General features: G+C 67.0%; 25 protein-coding genes and 1 pseudogene. 21 read left to right on the top strand and 5 right to left on the bottom strand.

Translation table 11 applies throughout. The features are described from left to right. The first annotated feature begins 91 nt into the window (after positions 1-91). From argJ to AUL28_RS10005, 5 genes are all read left to right on the top strand, one after another. Complete coding sequence (argJ, locus tag AUL28_RS10025; RefSeq protein ID WP_062232077.1) at positions 92-1324, top strand: bifunctional glutamate N-acetyltransferase/amino-acid acetyltransferase ArgJ; 1233 nt, start codon at positions 92-94, stop codon at positions 1322-1324. Next, positions 1305-2093: a GNAT family N-acetyltransferase gene (locus tag AUL28_RS10020; protein ID WP_062232076.1), complete on the top strand. Its 789-nt coding sequence runs from the start codon at positions 1305-1307 to the stop codon at positions 2091-2093. The genes argJ and AUL28_RS10020 overlap by 20 nt, the downstream gene beginning before the upstream one ends. A 32-nt stretch (positions 2094-2125) precedes the next feature. Then, positions 2126-2533 carry an 8-oxo-dGTP diphosphatase MutT gene (gene mutT / locus AUL28_RS10015; protein WP_058598650.1) on the top strand — a complete coding sequence of 136 codons (408 nt, stop codon included), beginning with the start codon at positions 2126-2128 and terminating at the stop codon, positions 2531-2533. Between the two features lie 107 nt (positions 2534-2640). Beyond that, positions 2641-2916: a hypothetical protein gene (locus AUL28_RS10010; protein WP_058634873.1), complete on the top strand. Its 276-nt coding sequence runs from the start codon at positions 2641-2643 to the stop codon at positions 2914-2916. After that, complete coding sequence (locus tag AUL28_RS10005) at positions 2910-3113, top strand: Flp family type IVb pilin (protein WP_082640377.1); 204 nt, start codon at positions 2910-2912, stop codon at positions 3111-3113. Before AUL28_RS10010 ends, AUL28_RS10005 begins: the two co-directional genes overlap by 7 nt. 17 nt (positions 3114-3130) lie before the next feature. Here AUL28_RS10005 and AUL28_RS10000 read toward each other — a convergent pair whose 3' ends face one another. After that, entirely contained in the window at positions 3131-4015 is an 885-nt protein-coding gene (locus AUL28_RS10000) for a methyltransferase domain-containing protein (protein WP_062218119.1), read from the bottom strand. A 208-nt stretch (positions 4016-4223) separates the two neighbouring features. Here AUL28_RS10000 and AUL28_RS09995 point away from each other — a divergent pair, with 208 nt between their 5' ends. The 6 genes from AUL28_RS09995 to AUL28_RS09970 are packed head-to-tail and all read left to right on the top strand — an operon-like array spanning position 4224 to position 7303. Further along, entirely contained in the window at positions 4224-4970 is a 747-nt protein-coding gene (locus tag AUL28_RS09995) for a ComF family protein (RefSeq protein ID WP_082640381.1), read from the top strand. 55 nt (positions 4971-5025) lie between these two features. Continuing rightward, positions 5026-5283: a glutaredoxin 3 gene (gene grxC, locus AUL28_RS09990; protein WP_058598653.1), complete on the top strand. Its 258-nt coding sequence runs from the start codon at positions 5026-5028 to the stop codon at positions 5281-5283. A gap of 12 nt (positions 5284-5295) precedes the next feature. Further along, positions 5296-6159 (top strand): carbon-nitrogen hydrolase family protein, encoded by an 864-nt coding sequence (locus AUL28_RS09985; protein WP_062232074.1) that lies wholly within the window; start codon positions 5296-5298, stop codon positions 6157-6159. Next, complete coding sequence (locus AUL28_RS09980) at positions 6156-6602, top strand: DUF1178 family protein (protein ID WP_058634875.1); 447 nt, start codon at positions 6156-6158, stop codon at positions 6600-6602. Before AUL28_RS09985 ends, AUL28_RS09980 begins: the two co-directional genes overlap by 4 nt. Positions 6603-6660: 58 nt before the next feature. Further along, a complete protein-coding gene (locus tag AUL28_RS09975; RefSeq protein WP_058598656.1) occupies positions 6661-6981 on the top strand; it encodes a DUF1289 domain-containing protein in 321 nt (106 codons plus the stop codon). Positions 6982-7015: 34 nt separating this feature from the next. Next, on the top strand, positions 7016-7303 hold the full coding sequence (locus AUL28_RS09970) for a DUF1289 domain-containing protein (protein WP_062232072.1): 288 nt from the start codon (positions 7016-7018) through the stop codon (positions 7301-7303). Between the two features lie 124 nt (positions 7304-7427). Here AUL28_RS09970 and AUL28_RS09965 read toward each other — a convergent pair whose 3' ends face one another. The 3 genes from AUL28_RS09965 to ubiG all read right to left on the bottom strand — a co-directional run bounded on the left by AUL28_RS09965 (position 7428) and on the right by ubiG (position 9547). Beyond that, positions 7428-7910 carry a Dps family protein gene (locus AUL28_RS09965; protein ID WP_058598658.1) on the bottom strand — a complete coding sequence of 161 codons (483 nt, stop codon included), beginning with the start codon at positions 7908-7910 and terminating at the stop codon, positions 7428-7430. A 294-nt stretch (positions 7911-8204) separates the two neighbouring features. Continuing rightward, entirely contained in the window at positions 8205-8681 is a 477-nt protein-coding gene (locus tag AUL28_RS09960; RefSeq protein WP_156419949.1) for a hypothetical protein, read from the bottom strand. A gap of 119 nt (positions 8682-8800) precedes the next feature. Continuing rightward, on the bottom strand, positions 8801-9547 hold the full coding sequence (gene ubiG / locus AUL28_RS09955; RefSeq protein WP_058598660.1) for a bifunctional 2-polyprenyl-6-hydroxyphenol methylase/3-demethylubiquinol 3-O-methyltransferase UbiG: 747 nt from the start codon (positions 9545-9547) through the stop codon (positions 8801-8803). 242 nt (positions 9548-9789) lie between these two features. Here ubiG and AUL28_RS09950 point away from each other — a divergent pair, with 242 nt between their 5' ends. The 6 genes from AUL28_RS09950 (at position 9790) to clpB (ending at position 20009) form a co-directional block, all read left to right on the top strand. Next, entirely contained in the window at positions 9790-11043 is a 1254-nt protein-coding gene (locus tag AUL28_RS09950; protein WP_058598661.1) for an aspartate kinase, read from the top strand. 91 nt (positions 11044-11134) lie between these two features. Then, positions 11135-13402, top strand: coding sequence for a phosphoenolpyruvate--protein phosphotransferase (gene ptsP / locus AUL28_RS09945; RefSeq protein ID WP_062232068.1), 2268 nt, complete (start codon positions 11135-11137; stop codon positions 13400-13402). Positions 13403-13478: 76 nt separating this feature from the next. Beyond that, positions 13479-14552: a peptide chain release factor 1 gene (prfA, locus tag AUL28_RS09940; protein ID WP_062232065.1), complete on the top strand. Its 1074-nt coding sequence runs from the start codon at positions 13479-13481 to the stop codon at positions 14550-14552. Positions 14553-14560: 8 nt separating this feature from the next. Continuing rightward, on the top strand, positions 14561-15457 hold the full coding sequence (gene prmC / locus AUL28_RS09935; protein WP_062232063.1) for a peptide chain release factor N(5)-glutamine methyltransferase: 897 nt from the start codon (positions 14561-14563) through the stop codon (positions 15455-15457). 347 nt (positions 15458-15804) lie between these two features. After that, positions 15805-17151 (top strand): DUF4167 domain-containing protein, encoded by a 1347-nt coding sequence (locus AUL28_RS09930; protein ID WP_082640379.1) that lies wholly within the window; start codon positions 15805-15807, stop codon positions 17149-17151. Positions 17152-17393: 242 nt separating this feature from the next. Further along, positions 17394-20009 (top strand): ATP-dependent chaperone ClpB, encoded by a 2616-nt coding sequence (clpB, locus tag AUL28_RS09925; RefSeq protein WP_062232058.1) that lies wholly within the window; start codon positions 17394-17396, stop codon positions 20007-20009. A 71-nt stretch (positions 20010-20080) separates the two neighbouring features. Here the strand turns inward: clpB and AUL28_RS09920 are convergent, their stop codons facing one another. Continuing rightward, positions 20081-20464: a PRC-barrel domain-containing protein gene (locus tag AUL28_RS09920; RefSeq protein ID WP_244493481.1), complete on the bottom strand. Its 384-nt coding sequence runs from the start codon at positions 20462-20464 to the stop codon at positions 20081-20083. Positions 20465-20583: 119 nt separating this feature from the next. Here AUL28_RS09920 and AUL28_RS09915 point away from each other — a divergent pair, with 119 nt between their 5' ends. The 4 genes and pseudogenes from AUL28_RS09915 to AUL28_RS09900 all read left to right on the top strand — a co-directional run. Next, positions 20584-21420, top strand: a complete 837-nt coding sequence (locus AUL28_RS09915; protein WP_062232056.1) for an aldo/keto reductase — start codon at positions 20584-20586, stop codon at positions 21418-21420. 156 nt (positions 21421-21576) lie between these two features. After that, positions 21577-22965: a chloride channel protein gene (locus AUL28_RS09910; RefSeq protein ID WP_062218082.1), complete on the top strand. Its 1389-nt coding sequence runs from the start codon at positions 21577-21579 to the stop codon at positions 22963-22965. Positions 22966-23112: 147 nt separating this feature from the next. Then, a complete protein-coding gene (locus tag AUL28_RS09905) occupies positions 23113-24510 on the top strand; it encodes a L,D-transpeptidase family protein (RefSeq protein WP_062232054.1) in 1398 nt (465 codons plus the stop codon). 139 nt (positions 24511-24649) lie between these two features. Beyond that, positions 24650-25230 (top strand): annotated as a pseudogene (locus AUL28_RS09900) (hypothetical protein); the annotation flags it as partial.

The following is a 25230-nucleotide window of genomic DNA, read 5'->3' as shown; positions in this document are numbered from 1 at the left end:
CATGCGCCCGTTCGCTCGCCGGCCCTTGCGGCGCAGGGGCGCATCGGGCAGGAAGCGCGCGTTCGCCCCAACCTCCCAAGAGGGAACAGTCATGGCCACCGCCGTTTCGCCGCTTGCGCCCAGCACCTATCCCGACATGCCCGCGATCGAGGGCGTCGCCATTGCGACCGCCGAAGCGGGCATCAAGTATCGCAACCGAACCGACGTGCTGCTCATGCGCTTCAATGAGGGCACCAGCGTCGCCGGCGTGTTCACGACCTCCAAGTGCCCCTCCGCGCCGGTGGATCATTGCCGCCTCGCCCTGAAGGCCGGCACGGCGCGCGCGCTGGTGGTCAATTCCGGCAATGCCAATGCCTTTACCGGCAAGAAGGGCGTCGCCACCTGCGAGGCCACCGCCAAGGCCATGGCCGAGGCGCTGGGCTGCCAGCCTGAGGAAGTGTTCCTCGCCTCGACCGGCGTGATCGGCGAGCCGCTGGACGCGGGCAAGATCACCCGGCAGATTCCGGCGCTGATCGCGGGTGTCAGCGGCGCGCTGTGGCGCGAGGCCGCCAACGCGATCATGACCACAGATACCTATCCCAAGGTCGCGACACGGACGGTCCAGCTCGGCGACGCCACGGTGACGCTGAACGGGATCGCCAAGGGCGCGGGCATGATCGCGCCCGATATGGCCACCATGCTGTCCTTCCTCGCGACCGACGCCAAGATCGCGCCCGCCGCGCTCCAGGCGCTGCTGGCGGACGCCGTCGCCCCGAGCTTCAACTCGGTGACGGTGGATTCCGACACGTCCACCTCCGACACGCTGCTTCTGTTTGCGACCGGCAAGGCCGGCAACGCCGAGGTGACGGATGCTGCCGATCCGCGCCTTCAGCTCTTCCGCGAGGCGCTGAACGCCATGCTGCTCGACCTCGCGCGGCAGGTCGCGCGGGACGGCGAGGGCGCGCGCAAGGAGATTCAGGTCACGGTGTCAGGCGCGGTGAGTGACGCCTCCGCCAAGCGCATCGCGCTGTCCATCGCCAATTCGCCCCTAGTGAAGACGGCGGTGGCCGGTGAGGACGCCAATTGGGGCCGTGTCGTGATGGCGGTCGGCAAGGCGGGCGAGCCGGCCGAGCGCGACCGGCTCGCGATCTTCTTCGGCGATGTGCGCGTCGCTGTCGAAGGCGAGCGCGACCCGGCCTATAGCGAGGCCGAAGCTTCGGCCGAAATGAAGAAGGACGAGATCGCCATTCGCGTCGAGCTGGGTCTCGGGACCGGGCGCTGGACCGTTTATAGCTGCGATCTCACCAAGGACTATGTCGCGATCAATGGCGACTACCGGAGCTGACGCGCCGGTAAGCCTGGCCGTGGTCCGCCGCCTCGAGGCGGCGGGCTTTCGCGCCTGGCCGGCGACATCGACCTTTTTCGACGGCACATGGGCCGTGCGGCTGACGACGAGCTTTCCGGCCAAGCGCCTGAACTCGGTCAATCCGCTCGACCGGTCCGACGACAACCGGCTGGACGAGCGGATCGAGGCCGCGCGCATGCGCTTTGCCGAAGTCGGCAGGCCTCTCCTGTTTCGCCAGTCGCCGCTGTGCTCGCCCAAGCTGGTGGCGCATCTGGATGAGGCTGGCTGGTCGCGCTTCGGGGAAAGCGTCGTCTATATCGCCGATCTCGCCGCGATCGATCTCGACCCCGGCGTCGATCGCATCCCGATCCATGACGGCCAGCGCTATCTCGAAGCCTCGCTCATCGTGCATGAGCGCCCGGCTTCCCTGCGGCCGGGCTTGGAGGAGGTTCTGAACTCGATCCGCCCGCCCGCCGCGTTCTTCATCCGCGAGGACGAAGCGGGCGTGCCGCTGGCCGTCGCCCTCGCCATCACGGACAACGATCTCGCCGGCATTCTGGATGTGGCCGTGGTTCCCGCCGCCCGCCGGCGCGGCATGGCGCGCGATCTCGTCACCACCGCCCTGCGCCACACGATGCATCGCGGCGCGCGCACCGGCTGGTTGCAGGTCGAGGCCGACAACGAGGCCGGCCTTTCGCTGTACCGCAAGCTCGGCTTTCGCGAGGCCTATCGCTATGTCTACCGCGCGCCGCCAGGCGTCGCGGTCTGACCCCTTTCCATTCCTTCGCCGGAGCCTCTCTCATGCCCACGCCTCGTCTTCTTCTCGTCGCGGCCTGCGCGCTGATCGATGCCGACAATCGCATTCTCCTGACCGAGCGGCCGGCGGGGAAGAGCCTTGCGGGCCTGTGGGAGTTCCCGGGCGGCAAGGTGGAAGCGGGGGAGACGCCCGAGGAAACCCTGATCCGCGAGTTGCGTGAGGAAATCGGCGTCGAGACCAAGGCCGATTGCCTCGCGCCGCTGACCTTCGCCAGCCACACCTATGAAGACTTCCACCTTCTGATGCCGCTCTATGTCTGCCGCCGTTTCGAGGGCATTGCGCGCGGTCTGGAGGGGCAACAGATCAAATGGGTTCGCGCGGCGGACCTGCGCGCCTATCCCATGCCGCCGGCGGATTTGCCGCTGATTCCGTTTCTGGTCGATCTTCTATGAGCCGCGACCAGATTCCGCTGCGTTAAGGATATGCCTTAAAACGGGCTTTACCACTTCCGGGCGAAATTGGGGCACGAAGTTCGGTCCCCTCGCGCCAGGAGGCTTGCATGTCGAAGTCCCGTTCCAAACGCCGTACGCGCCGCTCGGGAGCGGGTGCCGCACTGCTGCGCGCGATGCTTCTCGTCGGCCCGCTGGCCTTGGCGATCGTGGTCGGCCTGTCGCCTCGGTTCGAGCGCAGCCTGAGCGGCGATGGCATCGACATGTCGATCACCGGTTCGGTCGCGCCGTCGAGCTTCAGCTTCGCCATGGGCGCGCCGTCCTCGCCTTCCTATCTGAATCCCTGCCTGCGTTTTCCCGATGGATCGCAGAGGGGCGCATGTTGAACGCCCTTTCCGCCAGCCTGAGCCTCACCGTCAGGCGCGCTCTGACGGATCGCTCCGGCGCGACGGCGATCGAATATGCGCTTCTGGCCTCGCTGATCGCGGTGGCGGCCATCGGCGGGTTCCAGGCGGCGGGCGTGTCCGTCTCCGACATGATGTCCGGCGTTTCCACCAAGGTCAGCGCCGCACTGACGAACTGAGCCGGTCTGACGGGGGCTCAGGCGTCGGGCTTGGGCTTTAGGGCTTCGGCGAGGCTCATCTTCGCGCTGCCGGGCTTGAGCGGCTTCTGCTGGCTGTCATGCGGACGCCAGCCCGAGACATAGACGATGTCGAACGTGGCGCGCAGGCGCCCGTCCGGGTCGGCGAAGCGCTCGGCGTAGATTTCGCCCGCGCGCAGAAACAGCCTGCGTGTGGCCGGGCGGCGCGAGCGCGCGTCCAGCATGTTGGTCATGCCCATGGCGCGCAGATCGCGCATGAGATGGAAGATCGTGTCGTAGCGAACCGTCAGCCGGTCGAGATCGATCACCGGTAGCGCGAAGCCGGTGCGCTGAAGCAGCGAGCCGATGTCGCGCATGTCGGCGAAGGGCGCGACGCGCGGCGAGGCGCCGCCCGAAAGCTCGGCCTCAGCCGCCAGCAAGCTGGCCCGCAGCTCGTTCAGCGTGTCCCCGCCCAGAAGCGCGGCCAGGAACAATCCGTCCGGCTTGAGCGCGCGGCGCACCTGCACGAAGGCTCCCGGTGTGTCGTTGGTGAGATGCAGCGACAGGGCCGAGATTACGAGATCGACGCTCTCGTCCGCCAGCGGCAGCATCTCCTCGTCCGCCACGACGACCTCACTGCCATGTCCGAGCAGCTTCTCGTCGCGCTCGATGCGCAGAATGCGATCCACTTGGCCCCCGGCGGCGAGCCGGCTCGCGAGCTGACCCGAATAGCCGGCAAGATCGACGCCCACCGCGAACCGGCGCTGCACCAGCGACAGACGATCCACCAGATCCTCGGCGACATTCTGAAGCAGGAAGTCCGCTCCGGGCTCGGCCTTGGCATGGGCACGCAGGCGGCGCTGGCCGAGAAGGGCGCGGTCGAACGGGGCAGGGGCTTCGGTCATGGCGGGCTCTCGAAAGGCAAGGTCTCGGCAGGCGAAAGGCGGGACGGTCTCCGGCAAGCGCCGCGGGATGGCGCGGCGGGTCTTGCGAGTGGCCGTCAGGCCTATATCGTGAAGTCTTGGCAAGAAGGCGAACGAAATTCGCGGCGCCCGCTTGCCCATGACAACGGGCGGGCCGCTCGCGGCCCGTGGACGGGGAGGGATGGAGCCGATGACGCCGATCTTGCGAGGTTGGACGCTGGTGTCGCGTTCGCTGACGCGCTTCCTCTATCCGCCCGTCTGCGCGGGCTGCGCCGTGGCGGTGGGCGAGGCGGCAGCCCTTTGCTCGTCCTGCTGGCGCAGCCTGCATTTCATCGAGAGGCCTTATTGCGAGGCGCTGGGCCTGCCTTTCTCCTATGATCTCGGCAAGGGTTTCCTGTCGGCCGAGGCGATTGCCGATCCGCCCGTCTTCGCGCGCCTGCGGGCCGCCGTTCTTTACGAGGACCTGGCGGCCAAACTGGTTTCACGTCTCAAATATGGCGACCGGACGGACCTCGTGCCTTTGATGGCCGGATGGATGCGCCGGGCAGGGGCCGAGCTTCTGGCAGACGCCGACCTCATCGTGCCCGTGCCGCTTCATCGCACGCGTCTGTTTCGCCGCCGGTTCAACCAGTCGGCCGAACTCGCGCGGCTCCTGTCGAGCGGGCAGCCGGCTTTCGCCCCCATGGCGCTGCGCCGCGTCAAGCGCACGCGCTCGCAGGTCGGGCTCGGGCCGACCGAGCGGCAGGCCAATGTGCGCGGCGCGTTCGAGGTGCCGGCCGCCCATCTACCCGACATCAAGGGCAAGCGCGTGCTTCTGGTGGACGATGTCTTCACCACGGGCGCGACCGTCTCGGCGGCCGTGCGCGCGCTGAAGCGCGGCGGCGCACGGGAGGTCGATGTGCTCGTCTTCGCAAGGGTTGCGGCCGGGCGCGGTTGACCGCATATGGGATGGCTGATCCGACCGTCTTGCCTCGACTTGCCAAGGAGCCTTCATGCCCCCCGTCACGATCTACACACGGCAGCTCTGCGGCTATTGCTCGCGCGCCAAGCAGCTTCTCTCGTCCAAGGGCGTGAGCTTCGACGAGAAGGACGCGACCGTAAATCCCGCCTTCCGCCAGGAGATGATGGAGCGCGCGCCCGGCCGCTCGACCTTCCCGCAGATTTTCATCGGCGAGACGCATGTCGGCGGCTGCGACGATCTTTATGCGCTGGATCGGGCCGGCAAGCTCGACCCGCTTCTGGCCGCCTGAGAGGGCTTCGCGATGACCGTCTTCAAGGCCGCGCTCGTCCAGATGCGCTCCGGCGTCGATCCCGCGCGCAATGCCGAGGCGATGGAGCGCCTTGTGACCGAGGCCGTGGCAAAGGGCGCGCATTACGTACAGACGCCCGAGATGACCGGCATTCTCTGCCGCGACCGCCAAGTCTTTCGCCAGCATCTGAAGCCGGCCGAGGCCGATCCGGTGGTGGCTGCCGCGCGGGCTCTTGCGCGCCGTCATCGCATCACGCTGCATCTCGGCTCGACGGCGATCGAGGCTCCGGATGGCATGGCCGCCAACCGCGCCTTCCTGATCGGGCCGGATGGCGAGACAATCGAGACCTATGACAAGATCCACATGTTCGACGTCGATCTCGACAAGGGCGAAAGCTGGCGCGAATCGGCGACCTATGTTCCCGGCGCGCGGGCGGGACTGGCCGAGATCGCGGTGAATGGCGGAGCGGCCAAGCTCGGCTTTGCAGTCTGCTACGACATGCGCTTTCCCGAGCTTTTCCGCGCCGAGGCGCTGGCGGGCGCCGAAATCCTGACCGCCCCGGCCGCCTTCACGCGCCAGACGGGCGAGGCGCATTGGCACATTCTCCTGCGCGCGCGCGCCATCGAGAACAATTGCTTCATGCTGGCCGCTGCGCAGGGCGGGCTGCATGAGGACGGGCGCGAGACCTATGGGCATTCGATCGCGATCGACCCGTGGGGCCGGGTGCTCGCCGAGGTCGCGGGCGACGAGCCGGGCATTGCGCTCGCCGAAATCGCCACGGGCGAGGTCGCGGCCATTCGCGCCAAGATTCCCAATCTGAAGAACCGCCGCCGTTTCGACGCGCCGGCCCCGCGCGGGGACTTCGCTCTCGCATGATCCACTATTCCCTGCGCTGCGAGCCGGCCGGGCACGGGTTCGACGGCTGGTTTCGATCCGGCGCCGATTTCGAAGCCCAGGCCGCGCGCGGGTTTCTGGAATGCCCCGTCTGCGGCGCGAAGGATGTGTCGAAGGCGCTGATGCGCCCGGCGGTCTCGACCTCCGAGCGCGCCCTGTCGCGCCCGAGCGAGGGCGCGGCGGCTGTGGGTGTGCCGAGTGAAGTCGCCGAGGCCATGGCGCGCTTGCAGGAGCTTGCCCGCGAGGTTCGCGCCAAGGCCGATTATGTCGGCAACGAGTTCGCCGAGGAGGCGCGCCGCATTCATTACGGCGAGGCCGAGGAACGCCAGATCTATGGCGAGGCCTCGGGCGGCGACGTGCGCGCGCTGATGGAGGAGGGGATCACCGCCATCCCCCTGCCGCCGCTGCCCGAAGACAAGAACTGAATTCAGACTTCGCCTCGCCGCGCGAGGCACGAGCGTCCGTGATCGCAATTCGGAAAGGATGGCCGTGGCCAAGACCAAGACCTGGGCGAAGGCCCCGTCGCCCTGCATCTCCGTCTGCAAGTTTCGCGACAATGGCCATTGCATCGGCTGCGGCATGACCAAGCCGGAAAAGAAGCGCTTCAAGAAGCTCGGCGGCAAGGCCGAGAAGAAGGGCTTCCTCACGCTGCTCGTGGCACGGCTGGAAGCGTCCGGCCGGCTCGGCTACTGGTCGCGCATGTATCGCCGCCGCTGCGACAAGAAGGATCGGCCGTGCCCGCTCGACAAGCTGGACGCCGCGCCGGGCACGGAAGCTCTCGACAAGCCGCGCGTGGCTGCCTAGCTGCACGCTATGTTGTTCGTTTGAGGCGGTGGTGATGAGCGTTTCTGAGGTCTGGGCCGATGCTCCGAGCCCCTGTGTCGATGTGTGCAAATACAAGCGCGCGGGGCGCTGCGTCGGCTGCATGATGACCAAGGCGGAGAAGGATTCCTTTCCGCGCTCGGGCAGCGCCGAGGCCAAGAAGGCTTTCTTCGACGGACTGATGGAGCGGCTGCGCTCCGAACACAAGAACCCCGCCTTTTGGGCCATCGCCTACAAGCGCAAATGCGAGCGCGAGGGTATGCCCTGTCCGCTGGACGAGGAAGAAGCAGAGACGGCCGGCTGAAGCCGGTTCGGTTCTGCCGGATGGGCTTGAGCGAAGCGTATCAGACTATCTTCGAAGCCACGGACGAGAAAGGCCCGCCGGATCGCTCCGGCGGGCCTTTCTTGTCTGCCTGACGAATGCCGAATTAAGCGGCGGTCGTCTTCAGGTGAGCGCGGAGCATCCACGCGAACTTGTCGTGCTTCTCGATGCGGCCGGTGGCCATGTCGTTGGTCGCCCAGTCGCCATGCTGCTCGGCGACCTGCGCGAGGGCCGAAAGCGTGGACGACAGGGTCTCCTGATCCTTCATGAGGACTTCGACCATGGTCTTGGCGTCTGTGCGACCGTCATGCTCGGGAACAGCGGAGCGCTCGAGGTAGAGCGAGTAGCGGCCTTCGGCATGGGCGTCGAACGCCTTGATGCGCTCGGCGAGAAGGTCCTGAGCCTCGAAGTGATCTTCGTAGATTTCCTGGAACAGCTCATGCAGGGCGCCGAAGCTCATGCCCGTCACGTTCCAGTGGAAGTTCTGCGCCTTCAGTGTCTCGATGGCGGTCTCGGCCAGAGCCTGCGTCAGGCCATTGACGATTTCTTCCTTGGCGGTCGGTTCGATCTTCGCGGCGACGAAACCCATGGGTCTCTCCTTTCGTGACGGTGGACGTCGATGGTGAGTCTGGGCAAGGCGGCCAGGCCACCTTAGAATGGTTCTAAACTAGCGAGTCCGGAATGCTGGCGCAAGCTAGTTTTGAATCATTCTAAACTGCGAGGCGGAGTTTTCGGTCTGCGGGAAACGCGGCTGACCGACGGCATTGCAATGCCCCGACGAGCGTAAGTTTAGGGAACTAACAGTCAGGATGACGACCAGCGGTCCAGCCGCGCGACGGTCGATGACTCGGAGCGACAGGGTCGATCCGAGCGCCATGACGGGTCAGGCCGCCGCGTCGAGCGCGCGGACCATGCCGTGCGACAGGAAGCGCATCCAGCGCCGCGCCTGCGGACGCACGCGCCAGGAAACGAGGGCGCCGGCGGCGGCGTCCTGCTCCGAGCGCCAGGCCGCGAGGAGGCGCAGCAGCCAGGATTCGTCGTCGCTGACCTGCGAAGCGCCGGGGCGATAGACCGTCATCTCGGAGGTGGCGTGATCGCACAGCGCCCGGAAGAAGACCGTGGCATAGCGGTCGAGCGAGGCGGTCGGTTGCCCCGCGAGAAGGTAGCAGGCGCGTTCCAGATCGGCCTTCGGGGCGAGCTGCGATCGCAGCGCCAGCCAGCGCAGCCGTTCCAGTTCGAGGCGCTGCGTATCCGACAGCTCGCGCGCCGCCGCGACGCGCTCGGCGGTCGGACAGCGAGGGAAAGCCAGAACCCGGTTCTCGTCTTGAGCCGGGGTGACGCGCATTGCCAGAACGGACATCAAATGCTCTGCCTCACTCGCGACCATCCGGGCCGCGAAAACATGACCTTCGATGGAAGCATTCTCTAGCAGAGCTTGGCCGCCACCGAAAGGGGCATTTGCCGCAAGATATATTGAGATCAGGACCGGCGCGCGAGCAGCATGTAGTTCACGTCCAAGTCGCGCGAGCGACGCCATTCGTCGGCTAGCGGATGATAGACGACGCCCGTCTCGTCGATGAATGCCAGACCCTCGCCCTCGACGGGGCGGCGGATTTCCTCCGGGCGCACCAGCTTGGAATATTGATGCGTGCCCTTGGGCAGCCAGCCCAGAACGTATTCCGCGCCCACAATTGCAAAGGCCATGGCCTTCATCGTGCGGTTGATCGTGGCGACGAACAGGAGCCCACCGGGCTTCACCATGCGCGCGGCCGAGCGCAGAAAGAGATCGACATCGGAGACGTGTTCCACGACTTCGAGCGCCAACACCACGTCGAACCGCTCGCCGGCCTGATCCAGCGCCTCGGCCGTCTCGGCCCGGTAGTCGATCGACAGGCCGCCCTGCGCGGCATGGAGCTTGGCCACCTCGATATTGGTCGCGGATGCGTCTGCGCCGAGCACCTCGGCGCCCAGTCGCGCCATGGGCTCGCAGATCAGCCCGCCGCCGCAGCCGATATCGAGAATGCGCAACCCCTTGAAGGGCGTCAGCGAGGATAGCTCGCGCCCGAAATTCATCGAGATCTGCTCGCGCAGATAGGCCACGCGCACGGGGTTGAACTTGTGCAGCGGCTTGAACTTGCCGGTCGGGTTCCACCACTCGGCCGAAAGGCGCGAGAAACGCTCGACCTCGTCCGCGTCCACCGTCGTCTGCCGCGCCGCGTCCGTCATCTCATGTCTCCGCTCGCCGTCCCTGTGTGAAGGGGCATGTTCCGCCGCGAGCACGATTGTCAAGCGCGACCGCTGCGCGCTCTGCTTGCGAAACGGCGGCGCTTCGGTTAACTCGGCCCGCCTGCCTTCGGCTTCTTCGCTTCATTCAAGGGAACACGCCGCCGGCCGGCGTTTCTTTATCTTGCGGGTGTCCGCCGCGCCGTTCGGGCGGCGACGGGGCCCCAAGCTGGCACGATGGTTTCATGGCGCGTCTCGTTCTCAAATTCGGCGGCACTTCCGTCGCCGACATCGCCCGGATCCGTAACGTGGCCCGCCATGTGAAACGCGAGGTCGACGCGGGTCATCAGGTGGCCGTGGTGGTTTCGGCCATGTCCGGCAAGACCAACGAACTGGTCGGCTGGTGCACCGAAGCCTCTTCCATGCACGACGCGCGCGAGTACGACGCGGTCGTCGCCTCGGGCGAGCAGGTGACGGCGGGGCTTCTGGCGATCACCCTGCAGAACATGGGCATCAACGCCCGATCCTGGCAGGGCTGGCAGATCCCGATCCGCACCGATGGCGCGCACGCTTCGGCCCGTATCCAGGAGATCGACGGGTCCGAGATCGTGCGCCGCTTCGCCGAGGGCCAGGTCGCCGTGATCGCCGGTTTTCAGGGGCTGGCGCCCGACAATCGCATCGCGACGCTCGGCCGGGGCGGCTCGGACACCTCGGCTGTGGCCGTCGCCGCCGCGCTCAAGGCCGATCGCTGCGACATCTATACGGACGTGGACGGCGTCTACACGACCGATCCGCGCATCGAGCCCAAGGCCCGGCGCATGGCGCGCGTTTCCTTCGAGGAAATGCTCGAAATGGCCTCGCTCGGCGCCAAGGTGCTACAGGTGCGCTCGGTGGAACTGGCCATGGTCCACAAGGTGCGCACCTTCGTGCGCTCCTCCTTCGAGGACCCGGACGCGCCGGGCATGGGCGACTTCCTGAACCCGCCCGGCACACTTATTTGCGACGAGGATGAAATCGTGGAACAGCAGGTCGTCACCGGCATCGCCTACGCCAAGGATGAGGCGCAGATCTCGCTGCGCCGGGTCGAGGACCAGCCGGGCGTCGCCGCCGCCATTTTCGGCCCGCTCGCGGACGCCGGCGTCAATGTCGACATGATCGTGCAGAACGTCTCGGAAGACGGCACGCGCACCGACATGACCTTCACCGTGCCGGCCGGCGACCTCGCCAAGGCCATGCAGGTGATCGAGGCCGCCAAGACCGAGATGCGCTTCGACGTGGTGCAGTCCGAACGCGGCCTCACCAAGGTCTCGGTGATCGGCATCGGCATGCGCTCGCACACGGGCGTCGCGGCGACGGCCTTCAAGGCGCTGGCGGCGCGCGGCATCAACATCCGCGCCATCACCACCTCGGAGATCAAGATCTCCATTCTCATCGACGGCGAATATACCGAGCTGGCCGTGCGGAGCTTGCATTCCGTCTACGGTCTCGACAAAGCTTGATCCCGGCGGCGCCCGCGGCGGGCGCCTGTCCCCTCGTCCCGCTCGGAGCGATTCGTTCGGGAAGGCCCATCGCTGACGGAAGACGCCTCTGATGCGAAGCGACTCCTCGGGACCGCGCATGTTGATGCGCCGGATCAGGGAACTCATGGCCGAGCCTCTGGAACCCCAGGCTCGGCTCGATGAGATCGTGCGCCAGATCGCCGCCAATATGGTGGCGGAGGTCTGCTCGCTTTATGTCCTGCGAGCGGACGGTGTTCTGGAGCTTTACGCGACCGAGGGCCTGAATCCCGGCTCCGTGCATCTGGCGCAGCTGCGCCTGGGCGAAGGACTTGTGGGCACGATCGCGGCGACAGCCCGCGCCCTGAACCTTCAGGACGCGCAGAAGCACCCGGCCTTCACCTATCTGCCCGAAACGGGGGAGGAGATTTTCCTCTCCTTCCTCGGCGTGCCGATCCTGCGCGCGGGGCGCACGCTCGGCGTGCTCGTTGTGCAGAACAAGGAAAAGCGCGTTTATCGCGACGAGGAAACCGAGGCGCTCGAAACCGTCGCCATGGTGGTCGCCGAGATGATCGCGGCCGGCAGCCTGGAAGGGCTGTCGCGGCCGGGCGTGGTGCTCGATCTCTCGCGCCCCGTTCACTTCACCGGCATCGCGCTGGCCGATGGTATCGGCCTTGGCCATGTCGTCTTGCACGAGCCGCGCGTCGTTGTCACCAATCTCTTCAATGAGGACGCCGAGGCCGAGGTCTCGCGTCTCGACCGCGCCGTGTCCAATCTTCGCATCTCCATCGAGGACATGCTGTCGCGCCGTGATATGGCGGCCGAGGGCGAGCATCGCGCCGTTCTCGAAGCCTATCGCATGTTCGCGCATGATCGGGGCTGGGTGCGCCGCCTCGAAGAAGCCGTGCGCAACGGCCTGACCGCCGAAGCCTCGGTCGAAAAAGTGCAGAATGACATGCGCGCGCGCATGATGCACATGACCGACCCTTACTTGCGCGAACGGCTGCACGATTTCGACGATCTCGCCAACCGCCTCTTGCGCGAGCTGATGGGCCGTTCGGGCGACATGTTCGCCGATGGCGCATCGGGCGATGCGGTGATCGTCGCCCGTTCCATGGGCGCGGCCGAGCTTCTCGACTATCGCCGCGATCAGATTCGCGGCCTCGTGCTCGAAGAGGGCGCGCCCACGAGCCATGTCGTCATCGTCGCACGCGCGCTCGGCATTCCCGTGGTCGGGCAGGCCAAGGGCGCCGTCTCCATGTCGGAGAAGGGCGATGCGATCATCGTCGACGGTGAGGAGGGCAGCGTCCATCTGCGCCCGCCCGTCGATATCGAGAACGTCTTCGCCGAGCGCGTGAAGTTCCGCGCCAAGCGGCAGGAGCGCTACCGCGCGCTTCGCGACGTCGCCGCCTGCACCAAGGACGGGCAGGACGTCGATCTGATGATGAACGCGGGTCTGCTCGTGGACCTGCCGCAGCTGGAAGCGGCGGGCGCGGCCGGCATCGGCCTGTTCCGCACCGAGCTTCAGTTCATGATCGCCTCGACCATGCCCAAGACCAGCGATCAGGAGCGGCTCTATTCGGCGGTGCTAGACGCGGCCGGCGGCAAGCCCGTGACCTTCCGCACGCTCGACATCGGCGGCGACAAGGTTCTGCCCTATCTCCACCAGTCACCAGAAGAGAACCCGGCGCTCGGCTACCGCGCGCTGCGCCTGGCGCTCGACCGGCCGGGCCTGATGCGCACCCAGCTTCGCGCGCTTCTGAAGGCGGCGGGCGGGCGCGAGTTGCGCGTGATGTTCCCAATGGTGACCGATCTCAACGAGCTTCGGCAGGCGCGCGACCTGATCAGCCGCGAGTTCAAGCATCTGACGCGCTTCGGCCATGTCATGCCGCGCCGGTTGAAGCTCGGCGCCATGATCGAGGTGCCGTCGCTTCTGTTCCAGCTGGACGAGCTGATGCAGCTGGTGGACTTCGTGTCGATCGGCTCGAACGACCTGTTCCAGTTCTTCTCGGCAGTGGACCGGGGCAATGCGCAGATCGCCGGGCGCTTCGACGATCTCTCGACGCCTTTCATGCGGGCGCTGCGCGAAATCCTCGACGCGGCCAAGCGCAACTCCGTATCAGTCACGCTCTGCGGCGAAATGGCGGGGCGTCCGATCTCGGCCATGGCGTTGATCGGCCTCGGCTTCCGCTCCATCTCCATGACCTCGGCCTCGATCGGCCCGGTCAAGGCGATGCTGGTGGAACTCGACGCCGAGGCCTTGAACCGGCGGATCACCGCCCATCTGGCCGAGAAGCATCCGAAACAGACCTTCCGTCAGTTGCTTGAGGAGTTCGCGGCCGCGAACTCCATCCCCTGCTGAACGGAAAATCGGACCGCAGCGAGACGGGGGGCCTGACACCGGGCCCCTTTCGTGTCGGTCCTACTGAAGGCAAAGAATGGCCATTCTCCCCGAAAACACCATGACGGAGATCCTGAGGCGGGCGGACCAGCTGCAGGCCGAAATGGCCTCCGGGCCCGATCATGAGACCTATAAGCGGCTCGCGACCGAATGGTCCGGCCTGGAAGACGTCGTCGCGGGCATCCGCACCTATCGCGCCGCAGAGCAGGAGCTGGCCGATCTACGTGATATGCTGAACGATCCCGCCTCCGACCGCGACATGCGTGATCTCGCCGCGAGCGAGATCGGCGAGGTGGAGACCCGGCTGGAAACGCTGTCGGCCGAGCTTCTGATCCTGCTCCTGCCCAAAGACGCGGCGGACGCCAAGGGCGCGATCCTCGAAATCCGCGCCGGCACGGGCGGCTCGGAGGCCGGTCTGTTCGCGGGCGATCTCTTCCGCATGTATCAGCGCTATGCCGATGGTCGCGGCTGGAAGGTCGAGGTGCTCGAAGCCTCGGACGGCGAGGCGGGCGGCTACCGCGAAGTCGTCGCCTCCGTGAAGGGCGTCGGCGTGTTCTCGCGTCTGAAATTCGAGTCCGGCGTTCACCGGGTGCAGCGCGTGCCAGCCACCGAGTCGCAAGGGCGCATCCACACATCGGCCGCGACGGTCGCGGTGCTGCCGGAGGCGGAGGAGGTCGACATCGACATCCGCGCCGAAGACATCCGCATCGACACGATGCGCTCGTCGGGCGCTGGCGGGCAGCACGTCAACACGACCGACTCGGCCGTGCGCATCACGCATCTGCCGACCGGCATCGTCGTGACCTCCTCGGAAAAGTCGCAGCACCAGAACCGCGCCAGAGCCATGCAGGTTCTGCGCGCGCGCTTGTTCGACATGGAGCGCTCGCGCCTGGATGCCGAGCGCTCCGCCGACCGCAAGGCGCAGATCGGCTCGGGCGACCGCTCCGAGCGCATCCGCACCTATAATTTTCCGCAGGGGCGCGTCACCGACCACCGCATCAACCTGACGCTCTACAAGCTCGACCGGGTGATCGAGGGTGAGATGGACGAGCTGGTGGACGCGCTGGTGGCCGACGATCAGGCGGCGCGGCTCGCCGCCATGGGCTCCTGACGAAGGCCATGAGCGAGAGCAGCCTCGGCGCGCTTCATCGCGGCCTCCGGCAGGCCTTCCGGCAGGCGGGGCTGGCAACGCCCGATCTCGACACGCGGCTTCTTCTTTGTGACACGCTCGGCCTCGACAGCGCCGGACTGATCCTGCGCGAGGGGGAACCAGTCGCAGCCGAGGCGGCGGCACGGCTCGCCGAGCGCGCCGCGCGCCGGCTCGCGGGCGAGCCGGTGGGGCGTATTCTCGGGCGGCGGTTCTTCTACGATCACGAGTTCGAGCTTTCGCCCGAAACGCTGGAGCCTCGTCCCGACACGGAAATCCTGGTGGAACTGGCGGCGAGCGCCTTTCGCGCGCGCGGTGAGGACGAGTTCGTGTTCGCCGATATCGGCACGGGCACGGGCGCCATCGCCGTTTCGCTTCTGGCGCTGTTTCCGCAAAGCCGCTGCGTGGCGGTGGATCTCTCCGAGGGCGCGCTCGAAACGGCGCGGCGCAATGCGGAAGGGGCAGGCGTCGGCGCGCGCTTCTGGCCGCTGCGGGGCGATTATCTGGCGGCGCTCGCGCCCGGCTCGCTCACAGCGATCGTCAGCAATCCGCCTTATATTCCCTCCGCCGACATCGAGACGCTGGATGCGGGCGTGCGCGAGCACGACCCGATGCTGGCGCTGGATGGGGGCACGGACGGGTTGACGGCCTATCGCGCGCTCTGTGCGACGGCTGCGCCCAAGCTCAAACCGGGCGGCGATTTGCTCCTCGAAATCGGCATCGCGCAGGAGGGGGACGTGCGGGCGCTGGCACGCCAAGCGGGCCTGAGCTGGCGCGAAACCCGCGCGGACCTGTCCGGCATCGCGCGCGCCCTGTGGTTTTGCGGCGACGATGCGTTGGAAAAACAGGGGAAATCGGCAGGAAACTGACGTGAACTTGGAGGCGACACAAGCGAACCCCTTGTGAGATCGCGCGCGGATCACTACACAAGTTCCTGAAAGACGGAATGACCGAGGGGGACGTCCCCTCCGTTCGGACGGGAATTGCCCCCATCCGGGTTGCGGGACGCTCGAAGAAGCTCCGTCCCGTCCGTCACAGCGGCGAAGGGGATCGCCGCAACGGACCGCACACTTCATCAGATGAGGAATGCCGGCCGAACCTACCCGTTCGCCCGGCAGATACTCCCTAGAAGACCCGAGCGAAGCCGCCGAGCGCGCTTTCGCGATATGGAGCCCAACCGGCTCGCAGAGCCGGATATCCAGATGACAGGATGGTCATGAGGCCAGGACAGCAGCAGCAGAACAAGCAGCGGATGCGCGGGCGCGGCGGTAGCGGCAACGGCGGACGCAAAGGCCCCAATCCTCTGTCCCGCTCCTTTGAGTCGAACGGTCCCGACGTCAAGATTCGCGGCACCGCCCAGCACATCGCCGACAAGTACACGACGCTGGCGCGCGACGCCGCCGCGTCCGGCGACCGGGTGATGGCCGAGAACTATCTCCAGCACGCCGAACATTACGGCCGGATCGTCGCCGCCGCGATGGGTGAGTTCAAGCCTTCGCAGCCCGAGCGCGACTTCGACGAGTTCGAGGACGATCTGGAAGAGGGTGCCGGTGGCGAGATGCCGGCGGCCCCGCAGGCCGAGCGCCAAGGCGGTCAGGGCTTCAACGGCCATGGCGGCGAGCGTCAGAACCGCGACGGGCAGAACCGCGAGCATCAAAACCGGGATTACCAGTCCCGCGACGGCCAGAACCGGGATGGCCAAAGCCGGGACGGCCAGAACCGCGACAATCGCGGCGAGCGGAACGATCGCGGCGAGCGCCGTGAATTTCGTGGCGAGCGCGGGGAGCGTGGCGACCGGCCGTACAACCGCGATCGCAACGACAATGGCTACCGCGACCGCCAGCAGCAGGGGCCTGCGGGCACCGGGCCGCAGCCTTTCGCCACGCCGGAAGGCGAGGAGAACCGCGCCGCGCCGCAGGGCGAAGGGCAGCGTTTCGAGGGCCAGCGCCGCGACAACCGGGACAATCGCGAAAACCGTAGAGACCGCGGCGACCGCGGCGACCGCCCGCGCTTCAACGAGCGAGGCGAGCGCAACGATCGCAGCGGCGAGCGCCGCTTCGAAGAGCGCTTCGGCCGGTTCGACGATCGCCGCCGCGACGACCAGCGCCCCGAGGGTGCCCCGGCGCAGGCCGGCGAAGTGCAGGCTTCGGGCGAGGCTCCGGCCGCGCCGCGTCCCGAGAGCGTCGAGACGCACCACGCGGCTCCCGTGCCCGCGCCGGTCGAGACGAATCCCGTGCCGGCTCCCGCTGCGACCGTCGCCCCTGCGGCTCCGGTGTCCGAGCCAGTGTCGCCCGCCAGCGAAGCCGCCGCGGACGAGCCCAAGCGCCGTCCCCGCGCGCGCCGCGAGGCCGCGCCGAGCGAGGGTGAGGCCGCTGTGGCGCCCGCCAGCACGGAGGAGCCCAAGCGCCGTCCGCGCGCTGCCGCCGCTCCGGCCGCTTCATCGGAGGCCGAGGCTGCCGATGCGGCCGCCAAGCGCAAGCCCGGCCGCCCGCGCAAGAAAAAGGGCGAAGGCGGCGAAGGCGAGGGTGGCGCATCCGATCTGGAACTCGCCTCGCACGACTGACCGCACGTCTCTATCCGCATCGAAAGGCCCGGCTCATCCGCCGGGCCTTTTCGCGTTTCGGGTTCCTTCACAGCGCTGTGAAAAAAGATGGGAAGGAGGCCTTGGGCGGGGCCGACCCCCTCTTTGATCGGGCTGAAACGCCACCATATGCTCTATCAGCGGCTGGCCGGATGGCAGCCGACTCCCAGGATACGGGCTCCATGCCGCCGAGCGGGTGGAGAGCTGATAAGGAGACGAAACGAATGGATATGGAACGCTATACGGAGCGGGTTCGCGGCTTCATGCAGGCCGCGCAGACCATGGCTCTCTCGCGTGACCATCAACAGTTTTTGCCGGAGCATCTGTTGAAGGTGCTGGTGGACGACAACGAAGGTCTGGCTTCGGGCCTGATCGATCGCGCGGGCGGCCGGTCGAAGGATGTGCGCCTCGGCGTCGACGCGGCGCTGGATGCGCTGCCGCGCGTCTCGGGCGGCAATGGGCAGATTTATCTCGCCGCGCCGACCGCCAAGGTCTTCGCGACCGCCGAGGAGATCGCCAAGAAGGCCGGCGACAGTTTCGTGACGGTCGAGCGCCTGCTTCTGGCCCTCGCCATGGAAAAAAGTGCCAAGACGGCCGAGATTCTGTCGAAGGCCGGCGTCAATCCGCAGGCGCTGAACGCCGCGATCAATGAACTGCGTAAGGGCCGCACGGCCGACTCGGCCTCCGCCGAGCAGGGCTATGACGCGCTCAAGAAATATGCCCGCGATCTCACCAAGGACGCGCGCGAGGGCCGTCTCGACCCGGTGATCGGGCGCGACGACGAAATCCGCCGCACGATCCAGGTTCTGTCCCGCCGCACCAAGAACAATCCGGTTCTGATCGGCGAGCCCGGCGTCGGCAAGACGGCGATCGCCGAAGGTCTGGCGCTACGCCTCGTCAACGGGGACGTGCCCGAAAGCTTGCGCGACAAGCAGCTGATGGCGCTCGACATGGGCGCGCTGATCGCCGGCGCGAAATATCGCGGCGAGTTCGAGGAGCGGCTGAAGGCGGTTCTGTCCGAAGTGACGGCGGCGGAAGGGGGCATCATCCTCTTCATCGACGAGATGCACACGCTGGTCGGCGCAGGCAAGGCGGATGGCGCGATGGACGCGTCCAACCTCCTGAAGCCCGCCTTGGCGCGCGGCGAGCTGCACTGCGTCGGCGCCACGACGCTCGATGAATATCGCAAGCATGTCGAGAAGGACCCGGCGCTCGCCCGCCGCTTCCAGCCCGTCTTCGTGTCCGAGCCGACGGTGGAGGACACGATCTCCATTCTGCGCGGCTTGAAGGAGAAGTACGAGCAGCACCACAAGGTGCGCATCTCGGACTCGGCTCTGGTGGCCGCCGCGCAGCTCTCGAACCGCTACATCACCGACCGCTTCCTGCCGGACAAGGCGATCGACCTCGTGGACGAGGGCGCGGCGCGCCTGCGCATGGCCGTCGATTCCAAACCGGAAGCGCTGGACGAAATCGACCGGCGCGTCGTGCAGCTCAAGATCGAACGCGAGGCGTTGAAAAAGGAGCATGACGACGGCTCGCGTTCGCGTCTGGAGCGGCTCGAAGCGGAACTCGCCAATCTGGAGGAAGAGTCCGATCGGCTCACGACCTCGTGGCAGGCCGAGAAGTCCAAGCTCGGGCTTGCGGCCGACCTCAAGAAGCGTCTGGACGAGGCGCGCAACGAACTCGCCATCGCGCAGCGCAAGGGCGAGTATCAGCGCGCGGGTGAACTCGCCTATGGCGAGATCCCGCAGCTGGAGCGCGAGCTGACGGAGGCGGAGGCGGCCGACGGCAAGGTTTCCATGGTCGAGGAAACCGTGACGGCCGACCATATCGGGCAGGTCGTCTCTCGCTGGACCGGCATTCCGGTGGACCGGATGATGCAGGGCGAGCGCGAGAAGCTCCTCTCGATGGAAGACTCGATCGCCAAGCGCGTCGTGGGGCAGGGCGAGGCCGTGCAGGCCGTGTCCAAGGCCGTGCGCCGGGCGCGTGCCGGCTTGCAGGACCCCAACCGCCCGATCGGCTCGTTCATGTTCCTCGGCCCTACGGGCGTCGGCAAGACGGAGCTGACCAAGGCGCTCGCCACGTTCCTCTTCGACGAGGACACGGCGATGGTGCGCATCGACATGTCGGAATTCATGGAGAAGCACTCCGTGGCTCGGCTGATCGGTGCCCCTCCGGGCTATGTCGGCTACGAGGAAGGCGGCGTCTTGACGGAGGCCGTCCGGCGTCGGCCCTATCAGGTGATCCTGTTCGACGAGATCGAAAAGGCGCACCCGGACGTCTTCAACATCCTGCTGCAGGTGCTGGACGACGGGCGTTTGACCGACGGGCAGGGCCGCACGGTGGACTTCCGCAACACGCTGATCGTCATGACCTCGAATCTCGGCTCCGAATATCTCGTCGCCCTTCGCGACGATGAAGAGGTGGACGCTGTTCGGGGCCAAGTGATGGACGTGGTGCGCACGGCCTTCCGCCCGGAATTCCTGAACCGCGTGGACGAAATCGTCCTGTTCCACCGCCTGAAGCGAGCGGACATGGGCGCGATCGTGGACATCCAGATGAAGCGTCTGGAGAAGCTTCTGGAAGAGCGCAAGATTGTGCTCGAACTGGACGACAGCGCGCGCGACTGGCTGGCCGAGCGTGGCTACGACCCTGCCTATGGCGCGCGTCCTTTGAAGCGCGTCATCCAGCGCGAGGTGCAGGACCCGCTCGCCGAGCGCATCTTGATGGGGCAGGTGAAGGACGAGGACCATGTGAAGATTTCGGGCGGAACCGACCGCCTGAACTTCTACGTCGTCGGTTCCAAATCGGCGGCTAGCGGCGATCTCGTCGCAGCCTGATCTGCGCCGTAATATCAAAAAAAGGGGCGGCTCGGTGAGCCGCCCCCTTTTGGTTCGGAATGTCGTGAACGTCAGTAGGACACGCCGTAATAATCGTCGATACGCTTGCCATAGGCGGGATCGACCCAATCCGGCGAGGTGTCGGAGGCGTAACGCGGTGCGTTCTTCAACTGGTCGATCGTGATGCCGACCACATAGCCGCCCTGGCGTTCGTCGTATTTCAGAACGTCCCAAGGTATCGGATGGTAGTCCTCGCCAATGCCGAGGAACCCGCCGAAGGACATGATCGCGTACTTTACGCGCCCGTCCCGCTTGCCGATCACGACATCATAAATATGACCGAGATTGTCGCCATCCGTGTTGTAGACGCGCGTTCCGTTGACCCGGCTCGCCTCGATGTTGTCGGCCCCGACCTGCAACTCGGAGATCGGTCCGGTTCCCATTGTCGAAGACATCTTGGCCACTCCCTGAATTGAACATTTTCTATCAACGCCCGGACAGGGCGCCTGTTCCCGTTGGCGGGCATGGGCGTTAGGTGAAGGGCCGACGGCATCCCCGCGAAAGGACCCAAGACATGAGAGTGGTGGAACTGGCCGACGGAACGAGCGTCCCGGCGCTCGGGCAAGGCACGTGGATGATGGGCGAGACGAGCGCGCGGCTGAATGAGGAGCTGGCCGCTCTCCGGCTCGGGCTCGATCTCGGCATGAATCTGATCGATACGGCCGAAATCTACGGCGACGGCGCGTCGGAGGAACTGGTCGGCGAAGCCATCGCCGGGCGGCGCGACGAGGTGTTTCTCGTGTCCAAGGTTGCGCCGAGCCATGCCTCGCGACGCGGAACGATCGCGGCCTGCGAGGCGAGCCTGGAGCGGCTCGGCACCGACCGGCTCGACCTCTATCTCCTGCATTGGCGTGGCCGTTTTCCGCTGGGCGACACCGTCGCGGCGATGGAGGATCTCATCGACGCCGGCAAGATCCTGCGTTGGGGGGTGTCGAATTTCGACGTGTCCGACATGGACGAGCTGATGGAGGTGGAGGGCGGAGATCGCTGCGCCGTGAATCAGATTCTTCTCAATCTCGACCATCGCGGCACGGAGTTCGACCTTCTGCCCTGGCTGGAAGAGCGGATCGTCGCGACCATGGCCTATTCGCCGATCGGGCAGGGCGGCTCGCTCCTGCGCCGGCCCGAACTTCTGGAAGTGGCCGACCGGCACGACAAGACCCCGGCCCAGATCGCGCTGGCCTTCACGCTGCGCCGCCCCGGCACGATCGCGATCCCGAAGGCGAGTTCGCTGGAGCATGTGCGCGAGAATGCCGAGGCCATCGACATCCGGCTCGACGCGGAAGACTGGGCGCTTCTGGACGAGGCGTTTCCGCCGCCCGAGCGCAAGATGCCGCTCGCGATCATCTGACCGGGTGACGAACGGAATAGAAAACGGCGTTCGAGACCGAATGTGATGGGACGGGCGATCACGAAGGGTTGACGCCGGTTTCATCCCGCGCGACGTGACGGGGCACTTGCGGGACGCGCGTTCCGCGCTTGCAGCCCCGCCAGATCAGAGCCGCCGATGTCCTCGAACGCCCGCACGGCCCGTCGTCTTCGCCACCTTCGCACCCTGCGCCGTTCGCGCGCGGTCTGGTTGTCGAGGCGGGTCTGGCGCCCCCGCCTGATCTTCTGGGCCGGTGCGATCGCCATCGGCCTCGTCAGCGTCGTCTTCGCCAAAGCGTCCGACGAAGCGCAGCGCGCCTTCTCCGCCCTGGCGGGCGCGCCGGGAGGATGGGGGCTCATGCTGCGCGCGCTGCTGCCGCCGCTCGGCTTCGCGCTCTCGGCCTATTTGGCCACTCGCTTCTTTCCCTTCACGCAAGGCAGCGGCATTCCCCAGGCCATCGCCGCGCGCCACATGGAGCGGGACGACGAGCGCGGCCTTTTGCTGTCGCTGAAGGGCGCGGTCGGCAAGATTCTGTTGACCATCTTCGCGCTGTTCGTCGGCGGATCGGTCGGGCGCGAAGGGCCGACGGTTCAGGTCGGGGCGGCCATCATGCTGGCCGCCGGCCGCATCGGCGGCATGGCCCATGCGCGCGGCTTGATCCTCGCGGGCTCGGCCGCCGGCATCGCCGCCGCCTTCAACACGCCGCTAGCGGGCGTCGTCTTCGCCATCGAGGAAATGGGCCGTGGCTACGAGGCGCGCACCAATGCGCTGGTCATGTCGGCCGTCATACTCGCGGGTCTCGCCTCGCTGGCTCTCACCGGCGACTATTCCTATTTCGGCGAGTTCACCGGCCTCGTGCACGATGCGCGCGACTGGTTTCTGGTGCTGCTGTGCGGCGTGGTGGGCGGCGCGTTCGGAGCGCTGTTCAGCAAGGCGGCGCTCGGCATCATGCGGCGTTTCCGCCTTTGGGCGCGTGGGCAGCTGTGGCGTCTGGTGGCGGTGGCGGGCGCCTGCGGCCTCGGCGTCGCTCTGGTCGGCTTGCTGTCGGGCGGCACGACCTATGGCACGGGCTACGAGATCGCACGTGGCGCGATCGAAGGGCAGGGCGCCGATCCGTTCTACTTCGTGTGGAAGTTTCTCGCGACGCTCCTGTCCATGGCCTCCAGCATTCCGGGCGGCCTCTTCGCGCCCTCGCTGTCGGTTGGAGCCGGGCTCGGCGCTTCGCTCGGCCTGTTGGTTGGAACCAGCAGCATGGGGCTGGCGGCGACGCTCGGCATGGCCGGTTATTTCGCCGGCGTGGTGCAGGCACCCATGACGGCCTTCGTCATCATTCTGGAGATGACGGCGACGCGCGACAACGTCATGCCGCTTCTGGTGGCCTCCATGATCGGTTTCGGCACGGCCCGCCTCATTTCCGGCGAACCGCTCTATCACACCCTGTCTCGCAACTTCGTCGCCGAGATCCTGCGGCGAAGCCGCGCCGCCGAGCAGGAGGCGGGGCAGGCAAAGAACGGCCGTGCAGGGTGAGATCAGAACGCGGCGGCACGGGAAATCGCCCAGCCGCCGTCTTGTTTCGTTCACAACTTGTTAACCATCTTCGCGCCAGTCTGACGCCCTATCTGCTCTCGGACGCGTTGCGCAGCATACGCCGTCGGTCGGGAAAGGACGCGAGATATGGTGAAGACGAGACTCTGGGTCGCGGCCGCTCTGGCGCTGGCGGGCCTGTGCGCGTCCCATGCTCCGGCCAACGCGCAGCAGGGCTATGGCGCTCAATACGAGGATTACGGGCCCGGCACCGAAAGCTTCGTGGACGAGAACGGCAATATCGTCACCGTGGATTCCTACGGCCGCGTCATCGCGGTGGAGCGCCCCCGCAGCGTGGAGCGCCGCCGCGACCGCGCCCCGCCGGGCGTCGAATATCAGGTGCCGCGCGGCAACGGTGCCCAAGACGATCCCTATGCCGGCAATGGCAACGAATATGCCCGCGCCGAAGATCCCTATGCGCGGGGCGGCAACAATGGCTGGAACGATGGCCCGGTCGAGTTCGCGCCGCTGCCCGCGCCGGGCACGGACGGCTACGCGCCGCCGGACCAATCCATAAACGGCTCTCTCGCGCCCGATGGTAGCGGCTACGGCAACGTGCCGCCCGGCTCCGGCCTCGGGCACGAGGGCTCCACCATGATCGAGCGCCATCCCGCGCCCAAGGTGGTCGGCCCCAAGGGCAAGAACGCCAAGGCCGAGATCGCCGCGCTTCAGGTTCTGCTGAGCCGCGCCGGCATTTCGCCGGGCGTGATCGACGGTCGCCTCGGCTCCAACGTGGACAAGGCCGTCGCCGCCTATACCGAGAAGACCGGCCGCACGATCGACGCGACCGACGCGCGCGCCTTAATGGAAGAGCTGATGGAGACGGGCGGCCCGGCCGTCACCTCCTATACGATCACCAACGAGGACGTGGCAGGCCCCTATCTCGCCTCGATCCCCGAGGACTACGCCCACAAGGCCGCATTGCCGGCCATGTCCTATACGCGCGTCACGGAAATGCTCGGCGAGCGCTTCCACATGGACGAGGACTATCTGAAGGAGATCAATCCGGGCGCGGACTTCAATCGGCCGGGCACGATCATCAAGGTCATGGCCGTGGGTCCCGGCGTGACGGGTGAGGTGACGCGCATCATTGCCGACAAGGGCCGCGAGCAGGTCCGCGCCTACGATGCGAGCGGCCATCTCGTCGCCGCCTATCCCTCCTCGATCGGCTCGACCTCGACGCCTTCGCCCTCGGGCACGGTGGAGGTCAAGCGCATCGCCTTCAATCCGAACTACACCTACAATCCGAAGATCAACTTCAAGCAGGGCAATAACGACAAGATCCTGACCATTCCCCCCGGCCCCAACGGCCCGGTCGGCACGATCTGGATCGCCCTGTCGAAGCCGACCTACGGCATTCACGGCACGCCCGAGCCCTCCAAGATCGGCAAGACCAACAGCCATGGCTGCGTGCGACTGACGAACTGGGACGCGACGGAACTCGCCAAGATGGTGAAGCCCGGAACGGTGGTCGAGTTCATCGACTGACCGCAAGGCCCTTGAAGACGATCCGAAGCCCCGCTCGAACAGGCGGGGCTTTTTCGTTTGCGGGGTCGCGCGAACCCTCCTTTCGCTGGAACCCCGGCGTGGCCGCGCTCGTTGGAGGCGCGAGGTGGAGGGGGATTCCATGGGACTGACGATCATGCGGGCCGAGGCGCGCGGATGGGCCTTCGTGCGGACTCTTCGCGGGCTGGCTCTGGCGTTGGCGGCGGGTTCGATGCTGGGTGCTGCGCCGGCGGCTCGGGCACAGGAAAAGCCGCCCGTTCCATCGGCTGCCCCGGCTCGGGCGGGCACGCCGGCAACGGTGAACTCGGGGAGCGCTGCGACGGGCGACCCGCGCGGCGATGCAGCGGCTCCCGCCGAGCCGAACCCAGCCACCGTGCCTATCCCGGAAGCCAGACCCGAACCCGCGCCGGCCGATACGGCTCCGGCGGGTTCCGAGACGCCCGCGCCACAAGCGCCTGTGCCGGAGACCAAGCCCGGCGCGCAGCTCTCCGAAGAGGCCAAACCGGCCGAGCCGGGCGGTCAAGCGCCATCTCCCGCCGAGGGCGCAAAACCCGCGCCGGATGCCGACAAGACCGCTGACCCCACAAAGGAGGCACCCGCCGCGAAGCCGCAGCCTCAGCCGGCCTATGTGCCGCCGGACAAGGCGCGCACCGAGCCCGAGCCCGGCGCGCCCGCCGTTCCCGACATGGCGGTGACGCCGGC

It is taken from the genome of Aureimonas sp. N4, from assembly GCF_001463925.1.
Lineage (GTDB): Bacteria > Pseudomonadota > Alphaproteobacteria > Rhizobiales > Rhizobiaceae > Aureimonas > Aureimonas ureilytica_A.
The sequence above is the reverse complement of the archived record's forward strand: the minus strand, read 5'-3'. Positions and strand labels throughout refer to the sequence as shown.

Bases quoted from the DNA above. Each gene is read 5' to 3' on its own strand.
- argJ (WP_062232077.1), top strand. From the start codon at position 92: ATGGCCACCGCCGTTTCGCCGCTTGCGCCCAGCACCTATCCCGACATG.
- AUL28_RS10020 (WP_062232076.1), top strand. From the start codon at position 1,305: ATGGCGACTACCGGAGCTGACGCGCCGGTAAGCCTGGCCGTGGTCCGC.
- mutT (WP_058598650.1), top strand. From the start codon at position 2,126: ATGCCCACGCCTCGTCTTCTTCTCGTCGCGGCCTGCGCGCTGATCGAT.
- AUL28_RS10010 (WP_058634873.1), top strand. From the start codon at position 2,641: ATGTCGAAGTCCCGTTCCAAACGCCGTACGCGCCGCTCGGGAGCGGGT.
- AUL28_RS10005 (WP_082640377.1), top strand. From the start codon at position 2,910: ATGTTGAACGCCCTTTCCGCCAGCCTGAGCCTCACCGTCAGGCGCGCT.
- AUL28_RS10000 (WP_062218119.1), bottom strand. From the start codon at position 4,015: ATGACCGAAGCCCCTGCCCCGTTCGACCGCGCCCTTCTCGGCCAGCGC.
- AUL28_RS09995 (WP_082640381.1), top strand. From the start codon at position 4,224: ATGACGCCGATCTTGCGAGGTTGGACGCTGGTGTCGCGTTCGCTGACG.
- grxC (WP_058598653.1), top strand. From the start codon at position 5,026: ATGCCCCCCGTCACGATCTACACACGGCAGCTCTGCGGCTATTGCTCG.
- AUL28_RS09985 (WP_062232074.1), top strand. From the start codon at position 5,296: ATGACCGTCTTCAAGGCCGCGCTCGTCCAGATGCGCTCCGGCGTCGAT.
- AUL28_RS09980 (WP_058634875.1), top strand. From the start codon at position 6,156: ATGATCCACTATTCCCTGCGCTGCGAGCCGGCCGGGCACGGGTTCGAC.
- AUL28_RS09975 (WP_058598656.1), top strand. From the start codon at position 6,661: ATGGCCGTGGCCAAGACCAAGACCTGGGCGAAGGCCCCGTCGCCCTGC.
- AUL28_RS09970 (WP_062232072.1), top strand. From the start codon at position 7,016: ATGAGCGTTTCTGAGGTCTGGGCCGATGCTCCGAGCCCCTGTGTCGAT.
- AUL28_RS09965 (WP_058598658.1), bottom strand. From the start codon at position 7,910: ATGGGTTTCGTCGCCGCGAAGATCGAACCGACCGCCAAGGAAGAAATC.
- AUL28_RS09960 (WP_156419949.1), bottom strand. From the start codon at position 8,681: ATGTCCGTTCTGGCAATGCGCGTCACCCCGGCTCAAGACGAGAACCGG.
- ubiG (WP_058598660.1), bottom strand. From the start codon at position 9,547: ATGACGGACGCGGCGCGGCAGACGACGGTGGACGCGGACGAGGTCGAG.
- AUL28_RS09950 (WP_058598661.1), top strand. From the start codon at position 9,790: ATGGCGCGTCTCGTTCTCAAATTCGGCGGCACTTCCGTCGCCGACATC.
- ptsP (WP_062232068.1), top strand. From the start codon at position 11,135: ATGCGAAGCGACTCCTCGGGACCGCGCATGTTGATGCGCCGGATCAGG.
- prfA (WP_062232065.1), top strand. From the start codon at position 13,479: ATGGCCATTCTCCCCGAAAACACCATGACGGAGATCCTGAGGCGGGCG.
- prmC (WP_062232063.1), top strand. From the start codon at position 14,561: ATGAGCGAGAGCAGCCTCGGCGCGCTTCATCGCGGCCTCCGGCAGGCC.
- AUL28_RS09930 (WP_082640379.1), top strand. From the start codon at position 15,805: ATGAGGCCAGGACAGCAGCAGCAGAACAAGCAGCGGATGCGCGGGCGC.
- clpB (WP_062232058.1), top strand. From the start codon at position 17,394: ATGGATATGGAACGCTATACGGAGCGGGTTCGCGGCTTCATGCAGGCC.
- AUL28_RS09920 (WP_244493481.1), bottom strand. From the start codon at position 20,464: ATGTCTTCGACAATGGGAACCGGACCGATCTCCGAGTTGCAGGTCGGG.
- AUL28_RS09915 (WP_062232056.1), top strand. From the start codon at position 20,584: ATGAGAGTGGTGGAACTGGCCGACGGAACGAGCGTCCCGGCGCTCGGG.
- AUL28_RS09910 (WP_062218082.1), top strand. From the start codon at position 21,577: ATGTCCTCGAACGCCCGCACGGCCCGTCGTCTTCGCCACCTTCGCACC.
- AUL28_RS09905 (WP_062232054.1), top strand. From the start codon at position 23,113: ATGGTGAAGACGAGACTCTGGGTCGCGGCCGCTCTGGCGCTGGCGGGC.